Here is an 8,460-nt window from a genome sequence, read left to right as displayed (position 1 = left end):
CACCACGGGGTGGCGGATCCAATCAATTCAACCAATTCAATACAATAAATTGGTATCAACAAACTTGGCACACTATTGAGTTCTCAAACAACAGACACATTCGAATAATTCCCGAAACAATTCATATTCAAATGAATTCTTTTGCTTCGCTTTTCTTCGCTGCGATGTTTATAGCTTATTTCATTCTTATTCACTTTGCAAATCCGGGTTATTTTCCCGATATTCACCCTGTGGAACGAATCCGCCCATCAAAAAGTGAAGCTTTTCATCATTTTCGTGCTTTGCACACGATGAATTGCTTCTCTTGTGAAGGGGGTTTGTCACCACTCAACGGCGGCGACTCAGAAAACAATACACGCTCCCCCGAGGCCGTGCAAATCGGCTGCGGAGGAGCATGAATGGGGGCTTGGTAAGGCTAAGGAACCAGGACTTCGACAGTCGCGAGATTCTTCTTGCCGCGGCGCAGGAGCAGGTACTGGCCATGCAGCAGCTCCGATTCGGAGATGACAGCTTCCGGGTCGGACACCTTCTCGTTGTTTACATAGGCACCGCCTTCGCCGACAGTCCGCCGTGCCGCGGACTTGCTCTCCGACAGGCCAGACGCCACCAGCAGGTCAATGATCCCGAGGCCATCCACTTGGATGCGAGCGGACGGAAGCTCCGACGTGGCTGCTTCAAGCGTTGGCCGGTCCAGGGCCGACAGGTCGCCGTTGCCAAAAAGTGCAGCAGACGCCGCGATGACTTTCTCCGTTGCCCCCACACCGTGGACCAGAGAAGTCACTTCGAACGCCAGCTTCCGCTGGCCTTCCCGTGCAAAGGGACGCTCGGCCACGGCAGCTGCCAGGGTTTCGATTTCCGCGCGGCTCAGGAAAGTGAAGACCTTCAGCCGGTCCACTACGTCAGAGTCGGCGGTGTTCAGCCAGAACTGGTAGAAGGCGTACGGGCTGCACATGCCGGCGTCGAGCCAGATGGCATTGCCTTCACTCTTGCCGAACTTGGTGCCGTCCGAGTTGGTGATCAGCGGGGTGCCCAGGGCGTGCACACTCTTACCCTCAACCTTGCGGATGAGTTCAGTGCCGCTGGTGAGGTTACCCCACTGGTCCGAGCCGCCGGTCTGCAGCATGCAGCCGTAGTCACGGAACAGCTGGAGGTAGTCCATGCCCTGCAGGATCTGGTAGCTGAATTCCGTGTAACTGATGCCCTCGTCCGAGCTGAGGCGGGAAGCGACAGCATCCTTGCGAAGCATGGTGCCGACCCGGTAGTGCTTTCCGATCTCGCGCAGGAAGTCAATGGCGCTCAACGGCGCGGTCCAGTCGAGGTTGTTGACCATGTGGGCGGCGCTGGGGCCATCGAAGCTCAAGAATCGGCGGACCTGGGCCTGCAGGTAGCCCACCCATTCATTAACGGTGTCCTTGGTGTTCAGCGTGCGTTCAGCGGTGGGCCGCGGATCGCCGATCAGTCCCGTGGATCCGCCAACCAGCCCCAGCGGCTTGTGCCCGGCGAGCTGCAGCCGGCGCATAACCAGGAGTTGGACCAGGTTACCCAGGTGCAGGCTCGGCGCCGTGGGGTCGAATCCGCAGTAATAGGTGATCGGATCACCAGCGAGAAGCTTTTCCAGTTCCTCTTCATCGGTGGAGACGTGGACCAGGCCGCGCCACTTCAGCTCCTGCCAGACATTGGCGAAGGTGGGGTCGTTCTGCTGGGATTCGAGATCGTTGAGTTCTGACACGACTTCTAAGTTAGCAGGATCAGCGACGCCCGGCGTCGAAATGAACGGCGCCGGGCGTCAAGGGCAAAGCAGACCTGCTCAGCCGTCTATGCCTGCCGGAATACCTTCCGCGGCGATCAGCCGGAGCCGCTGGGTGGGCCGGGTCATAGCGACGTACAGATCGCCCACCCGGCCGTGCTCGTGGTTGAGCATGACGGACGGCTCAAGGACCACAACGCCATCGAACTCCAGGCCCTTGGCCTCGCGCGGGCTGATGACCACGATGTCCTGTTCGTAGCTGCCCGCGCCGTTGCCGATGCGCCGGCCGTACACGGCACGAAGGGCTGACGTTGCCGCATGCAGAAGGTCGCCGTCGGCAATCACGGCGAGGAGGCCGCCGTCGAGCGCTGCCAGTTCTTCGGGGAGTACCTCCACCAAACGGCTCACCACCTGTCCGCGGTCAACCTTGTCGATAACAGGGGCCCAGCGCCCTTCGCGGACGGCCTTCGGCGCGGAAACCACCAGTCCGGCAGCGTTGGCCATGCGGGCGGCGGCTTCGGCGATCTGGGAGGGCGTCCGGTAGTTCACTGTCAGCTCCTCCAGCTGCCAGCGGTCACCGAACATGGGCGCCAGGGCCCCCTGCCAGGAGTTAGCGCCGGCAACTGAACTCGTCTGTGCGATGTCGCCCACGATGGTGAAGGATTTCAGCGGGCAACGGCGGACCAGCAGGCGCCATTGCATGGGCGAAAGCTCCTGCGCCTCATCCACCACGATGTGGCCGAAGGCCCACGTGCGGTCGCTGGTGGCGCGCTCGGCGGCCGTCAGGCGGTTCTCGCGCTCCTGGTTCTGATCGGCGAGTTCCTCGGCGGAGATGAGTACATCGACACCCATGTCCCCCATGTTCACCAGTGTCTGCTTGGCGTTGGCAAGGTCCCGGGCGCGGTCGTGCTCCTGCTGTGCAAGGCCACGTCCCGCCGCCGGGTCCATTTCGCCAAGGAGCTCCGCGGCCTCGTCCAGCAGCGGGACATCGGCCTCGGTCCAGGGCGCATCAGCGGAGCGCAGCAGCAGCGACCGCTCCCTAAGGGACAGGCTCGGTGTGCAGGCCGCCAGGACTGCGGGCTTGCTCAGAAGCTCGGTGATCAGCTTCTCCGGAGTCATCGGCATCCAGCACAGGTTCAGGACGATCCGAACATCGCGGGCCGTGCGGACATCTTCAGCGAGATACGAGCGGTCGGCATTGTTCCCGATGCTCCCGGCTTCCACGAGATCGGTCAACTGTTCGGTCAGTTCGCGGAGCAGAATCTTGATAAACGTCAGGCGCGCCTCGTTGTGCGGCTTGCCGGTGGACCGGGCACGTTCGCGCGCCCGGCTGACCTGCCGCCGCGTCAGCACCAGTTTGCGGCCGTCAACGTCCAGGACGCGGTCCTCGGCAGGGATCCGCTGCCGGTTCGCCACCGCATTGGCCACAACCTTCACCATATCCAGCCGCCCCTTGATGGCCGCGACCTCTGCCTCAGGTTCAGCAACCGCCTTGATGCCCGGCATCAGTCGACCCACGCTGGCCATGACCACGCCGGTCTCACCAAGCGAGGGAAGAACACGTTCGATGTACTTCATAAACGACGACGACGGGCCCACCAGCAGCACACCGGCAGTCTTCAGCCGTTCCCGGTGTGTGTAAAGCAGGTACGCGGCCCGGTGCAGTGCCACAGCAGTCTTACCGGTACCGGGTCCACCCTGCACCACGAGGGCGCCGGAAATGGATGACCGGATGATGCGGTCCTGCTCGGACTGGATGGTGCCGACGATGTCGGACATCCGGCCCGTGCGCTTGGAATCCAAGGCGGCCAGCAACGCTCCTTCGCCCTGCAGCGATGCGTCGTCCGCAAGCATGTCCGCATCAAGGACGTCATCCTCGATGGCCTTGACTTCCCGGCCCTGCAGAATCAGGTGCCGCCGGCGGCGGACGCCCTGCCGGTCAAAGGCCGTTGCCTGATAGAAGTGGCCGGCTTCGGGCGCGCGCCAGTCCACCATGAGCCGCTGGAGGTCATCGGTGGTCAAGCCGATGCGCCCAATGTACTGGGCCTCACCGGAATCCAGGTCGAGGCGGCCGAAGACCAGGCGGTCATCGACGGCGTCGAGCTGGGCGAGGCGGTCCTCGTAGAGCGCGGCGAAGGCGTCCCGTTCGGAAACATTCTGCATGGTGCCCACGGCACCGGCCCGGCGGACCTGTGCCAACTGCTGGCGCTTTTCCGTGCGGAGCTCTTCCAGCCGCGCGTACAGGCCGGCAACATAATTCCGTTCGTGGGCCAAATCGGCGTCGAGCATTAAACGTTCCCCTATCGCAAAAGACAGACCGTCCATTCTACAACCATTTCGGTTAACGCGCCCGCCGGTCCCCAGCCCCGGAAGTCACCCAATGTTCACCTTCAGTCCGCACACTTCCGTAGCCGCGCCGCCCCGTGAATGATTCAATACTGCAATGCACCACGAGAACGTCCTGACCGGATACGGGCTGTCCCTCATTCCGTTGGCACCGCACCATGCCGAAGGGCTGTTTGACTTCGTGGACGCCGCGATGTGGGCAGGAATGGCGGCGCCCCTGCCGGCCACGGCACACGAGCTTTCAGGGCTGTTTGCGGCCAGGATTGAGGACCCGGCCAGCCTGGCCTTCGCTGTGACGGACCAGCGGACCGGGGCCCTCCTGGGCACAAGCGCCCTGAATGCTTTCGATGCCGCCCAGCAACGCGCGGAAGTTGGCGGCACCTTCTTTGGACGGCAATTCTGGGGCACGCACGTAAATCCCGCCAGCAAGCACGCCCTGCTCGCCTTTGCGTTCGAAGTCCTTCGGGTTCAGCGGGTTGCGTTTCGCTGCGACGCACGCAATGTGCGCAGCGCCGCCGCCATCGAACGGCTGGGGGCAACGTTCGAGGGCGTGCTGCGCAGCCACCGCTTGGCGCCTGACGGCACACGTGCGGATTCCGCAGTGTTCTCGGTCCTGGGGCAGGAATGGCCCGCTGTACAACGGCGACTCCAGCACCGGTTGGCGCCGTTCGCCCTGGCGGGAGACCACCCCGGTGGGACGGATTATGCCCGGCGCACCTTCGCCGCCTTGTAGCGGGACACGGTGGGATCGCCTGGCAGCCAGAAGCGCCAGGGATACGTCGCGGAGCCGCCATCGCCGGAAACGCCCACCCTCGGCCCGGACATGAATTCAGTGGCAGGTACCGAGGGCAGCCGCAGTTCGAAGGGGTCAGCCAGCGCATCCCGGCCGCTGTCGGCAGTAGTCAGTGCCAGTGTGGTGGCCAGCCGGGCCGGGCCGCTCGCCAGGTCGAGGGCCGATTTCGACGTCGGACGCCGCACCAGCGCGAGGCGCTGCCCCTCCACCACCTCGCCCGCCCGCAACAGGACGGCAGATGCGGTGCCCGCCGGACCGCAGACGATGTTGGCGCAGTAGTGCATGCCATACGTGAAATAGACGTAGAGGTGGCCGGCCGGGCCGAACATGGGCGCGTTGCGGGCCGTGGGGCCACGGAAAGTGTGGGAGCCGGGATCCGGATGCGACGAGCCGCCGGGACCCATGTACGCCTCCACCTCGGTGATCCGCACAGCCACCGTTCCCTCGTGGCTGTGGTGGATCAGCACAGCTCCCAGTAGCCGCGGAGCGACACTCCGCGCATCGCCTGACAGCAGGTCGCGGAGCTGTTCCGGGCTGGCGGGACTCAGGCTGACGGTCATGATCCGACTCTACCGAACGCCACGGCCGTGTCCGATTTCCGCTAGCAGTCCCTGTCGCTGGCTGGCAGGATGGAGGGCATGGACTTCTGGCAGCGCTACCGCGCGATTGACGCGCGGGACACCCGGTTCGACGGGCAGTTCTACACCGCTGTCCGGACCACTGGCATCTACTGTCGTCCGTCCTGCCCCGCCCGGACCCCGAAAGCGGCGAACGTCACCTTCTACGAAACCTCTGCCGCAGCGCACGACGCCGGCTACCGGGCGTGCAAGCGCTGCCTTCCCGAAGCAGTGCCCGGCACGCCTGCGTGGAACATCCGGCAGGACCTGGCGGGCCGCGCGATGCGCCTGATCAACGACGGCGTGATCAACCGGGAAGGGGTGGAGGGCCTCGCCGCCCGGCTGGGATATTCCTCCCGCCAGCTCAACAGGATCCTCAGCCACGAACTCGGCGCCGGCCCGCTCTCCCTGGCCCGGGCCAGCCGCGCCCAGACCGCCCGCACCCTGTTGGTGTCCACAGCGATGAAGCTGGCGGACATCGCATTCGCGTCCGGCTTCAGCAGCGTCCGCCAGTTCAACGACACCATGGTGGAGGTGTTCGCCATGACTCCCACTGCCCTGCGCGCGACCGCCAGGCACCACCGCTCCCATGCCGCCGCGACGTCCCTGACGTTGAGCCTGCCGTACCGCGAACCGTTCGATCCCGGCATCTTTTCCTTCCTCGCCGTCAGGGCAATTCCCGGGATCGAGGCGGGGACGCCGACGTCGTACGCCCGTACTTTGCAGCTGCCGCATGGCGACGCCCGCTTCAGCGTGACTTACGACGACGGCGCTCCCGGACGGCCACTGACCCTCACCATCGGCGCGGTGGACCTCCGGGACCTGCCCGCCCTGCTGAGCAGGGTACGCCGGCTCTTCGACCTCGACGCCGATCCGGTAGCCATCGACAGCGCCCTGTCCCAGGAGCCCCGCCTGGCCTCCTCGGTTGCCAGTGCGCCGGGCATCAGGATGCCCGGCGCGGTGGACCCGCAGGAGATGCTCATCCGGGCCATGATCGGGCAACAAATCACCGTGGCTGCGGCCCGGACTACACTGACGCAGCTGTCCGCCGCGGGTAGTGCCAGCGCGGTCCCCGGCGAGGGCCTTGACCGGCTGTTTCCCACCGCCGCCGAAATCAGCGAGACCGGCTACACGCTGCTGCGCGGTCCGCAACGTCGGATTGACGCCATCCGTTCTGCCGCGTCGGCCCTGGCTGGAGGCCAACTGGATTTCGGCTACGGGGACGATCTGCCCGGGCTCGGCGCCAAGCTGCTTCCCCTCACCGGCGTGGGCCCGTGGACCGTGGGCTACGTGGCAATGCGTGTCCTCGGCGCGCCGGACGTGTTTCTGGCCAACGACGCCGCGGTGCGAAACGGCATCCGGGCCCTCGCCCCAGCCCCGGCTAGCCCCGCCGAAACCGGCGCCGTGCCGACAGCCTCGAGCCCCGATTTCCGCGAGGTCAGCCCGTGGCGGTCCTACGCCACCATGCACCTGTGGCGCGCCGCCGCGGAGTCCAAATCCGCCAAACGTGTACAAGCCGTTCCAGAGAAAGCGATGCTATGAAAGCCCAGCTGTTAGTGATGGCCACCCCGGACGGTCCGTTCACCATCCTTGCCCAGGACGGCGTGGTCCTGGCCTCGGGCTGGACCGCCGAGCCGGGTGAGCTGACGGGCCAGATCCACCCCGAGCTGCGGCCGGGCGACGTTGAAGCGGTCACGGACCTCGGCCCCATTTCCAGGGCCGTAGAAGCCTTTTATGCCGGCGACCCCGCGCCCGCCATGAGTGTCCCCGTGCGGCAGAAGTCTGGACCGTTCCGATCGCACGCCTGGGATGTGCTCAGGACCGTTCGTCCCGGGTCGCCGGTGACGTACACCGAGTACGCCGAACTCTCCGGAAATCCGAAGGCGGTCCGGGCAGCCGCCAGCGCCTGTGCCTTCAACGCGGCAGCCTTGTTTGTGCCGTGCCACCGAGTTATCCGCACCGACGGTTCCCTGGGCGGTTTCCGCTGGGGCCTAGCCATCAAGGAGAGCCTGCTGGCCCGCGAGGCAACGGAGAGCCTGCTGGCCCGCGAAGCCGGATAGGGCTACCGCGCTGCGGGCGTCCCGGATGGCGTGGCTCCGGCAGCCGGTGTCCCGGATGGCCAGGGCAGCAGTTCCGGGAGGTCCACGCCGTCCGCGGCGGCTGTTGCCCGCAGGCTGCCGAGCGATGGCTCACGGCCGGCCAGCCAGGCGGCAATGTCAGTAATCATCCCGCTGATGACGGTAGAACGGCCGAGGCCAAGGGTCACGGGCGGGAGCCCGAGTGGCTGGAGCACGAGCTTTTCCCCCGGCGGGACACGGGCCGCCAGGAAGTCGAAGAGGTGCTCGCAGAACGTCCGGCTCCACGTCTCGGGACCGAGGCCCGCGCCCAGGTCCGCGGCGTGGATCACCAGTTCACGCCACAGCGCCAGGCCGCCGTCGAAGACCACTCCTCCACGGTAGGCAATGGAGGCCTGCCAGTCGGCGTCCCCTTCCAGCGAATCAAAAGCCTTCAGTGCCCGGTCCAGGCCAGCCTGCAGGTCGGCCCGGTGCGCATCCGCGTTGTGGCCGGCGGCCATCTCGATGGCCTTCGTGCGTCCGTCCTGGCCTCCGTCGTACAGCTCAACAGTGGCGCCGCGGGCGGCATATTCCAGTTGCCGTGCCATGGCGTTGGAGATGCCGGCGAGATGCGCCAGGACGTGCCCGCGGGTCCAACCGGGGAGTCCCGACGGTGCCTTGACATCCTCATCGGTGAATTTCGCGGCGGTCGAGGCCACGGCGCCGGCGGCCTTGTGCAGGTCGGCCAGTAGTTCTGAAGTAGTGATCTCAGTCATAGCGCCATGGTAGCCGACAGAGTTAACGCCCATTAACGCCCAACGCTCTCTCAGCTTTGGTGCGGAAACGGCCAACGCTCCTGCACTGACTGCAGGAGCGTCCGCTGAAATCGCCTCAAAAGTGAGA

8 protein-coding genes are annotated in these 8,460 nt (G+C 65.4%); 4 read left to right on the top strand and 4 right to left on the bottom strand.

Annotation, left to right across the window (positions count from 1 at the left end):
* Nucleotides 1–398: hypothetical protein (locus tag NG696_RS10450; RefSeq protein WP_252575348.1), on the top strand; the 398-nt coding region annotated here is incomplete at its 5' end.
* A gap of 17 nt (nt 399–415) precedes the next feature.
* Here NG696_RS10450 and tyrS read toward each other — a convergent pair.
* Both tyrS and NG696_RS10440 read right to left on the bottom strand, forming a co-directional pair.
* The gene (gene tyrS / locus NG696_RS10445; protein ID WP_252564671.1) at nt 416–1,729 is read right to left on the bottom strand and encodes a tyrosine--tRNA ligase; all 1,314 of its coding nucleotides are present in this window, start codon (nt 1,727–1,729) and stop codon (nt 416–418) included.
* Between the two features lie 78 nt (nt 1,730–1,807).
* Nucleotides 1,808–4,036: a HelD family protein gene (locus NG696_RS10440; protein WP_252575347.1), complete on the bottom strand. Its 2,229-nt coding sequence runs from the start codon at nt 4,034–4,036 to the stop codon at nt 1,808–1,810.
* Between the two features lie 154 nt (nt 4,037–4,190).
* Between NG696_RS10440 and NG696_RS10435 the strand changes: the two genes are divergently transcribed.
* A complete protein-coding gene (locus NG696_RS10435) occupies nt 4,191–4,826 on the top strand; it encodes a GNAT family N-acetyltransferase (protein WP_252564673.1) in 636 nt (211 codons plus the stop codon).
* Here NG696_RS10435 and NG696_RS10430 read toward each other — a convergent pair.
* Entirely contained in the window at nt 4,796–5,446 is a 651-nt protein-coding gene (locus NG696_RS10430) for a DNA-3-methyladenine glycosylase (protein ID WP_252575346.1), read from the bottom strand. The two genes, NG696_RS10435 and NG696_RS10430, sit on opposite strands and share 31 nt — an antisense overlap.
* A 78-nt stretch (nt 5,447–5,524) precedes the next feature.
* Here NG696_RS10430 and NG696_RS10425 point away from each other — a divergent pair, with 78 nt between their 5' ends.
* Both NG696_RS10425 and NG696_RS10420 read left to right on the top strand, forming a co-directional pair.
* Nucleotides 5,525–7,045, top strand: coding sequence for a DNA-3-methyladenine glycosylase 2 family protein (locus NG696_RS10425; RefSeq protein ID WP_252575345.1), 1,521 nt, complete (start codon nt 5,525–5,527; stop codon nt 7,043–7,045).
* Entirely contained in the window at nt 7,042–7,563 is a 522-nt protein-coding gene (locus NG696_RS10420) for a methylated-DNA--[protein]-cysteine S-methyltransferase (RefSeq protein WP_252575344.1), read from the top strand. Before NG696_RS10425 ends, NG696_RS10420 begins: the two co-directional genes overlap by 4 nt.
* A gap of 2 nt (nt 7,564–7,565) precedes the next feature.
* Here NG696_RS10420 and NG696_RS10415 read toward each other — a convergent pair whose 3' ends face one another.
* Nucleotides 7,566–8,333 carry a maleylpyruvate isomerase family mycothiol-dependent enzyme gene (locus NG696_RS10415; protein ID WP_252575343.1) on the bottom strand — a complete coding sequence of 256 codons (768 nt, stop codon included), beginning with the start codon at nt 8,331–8,333 and terminating at the stop codon, nt 7,566–7,568.
* Nucleotides 8,334–8,460: the final 127 nt, after the last annotated feature.

It is taken from the genome of Pseudarthrobacter cellobiosi, from assembly GCF_023913755.1.
GTDB classification, from domain to species: Bacteria; Actinomycetota; Actinomycetes; order Actinomycetales; family Micrococcaceae; genus Arthrobacter; species Arthrobacter cellobiosi.
This window is presented reverse-complemented; position numbering and strand designations above follow the sequence as displayed.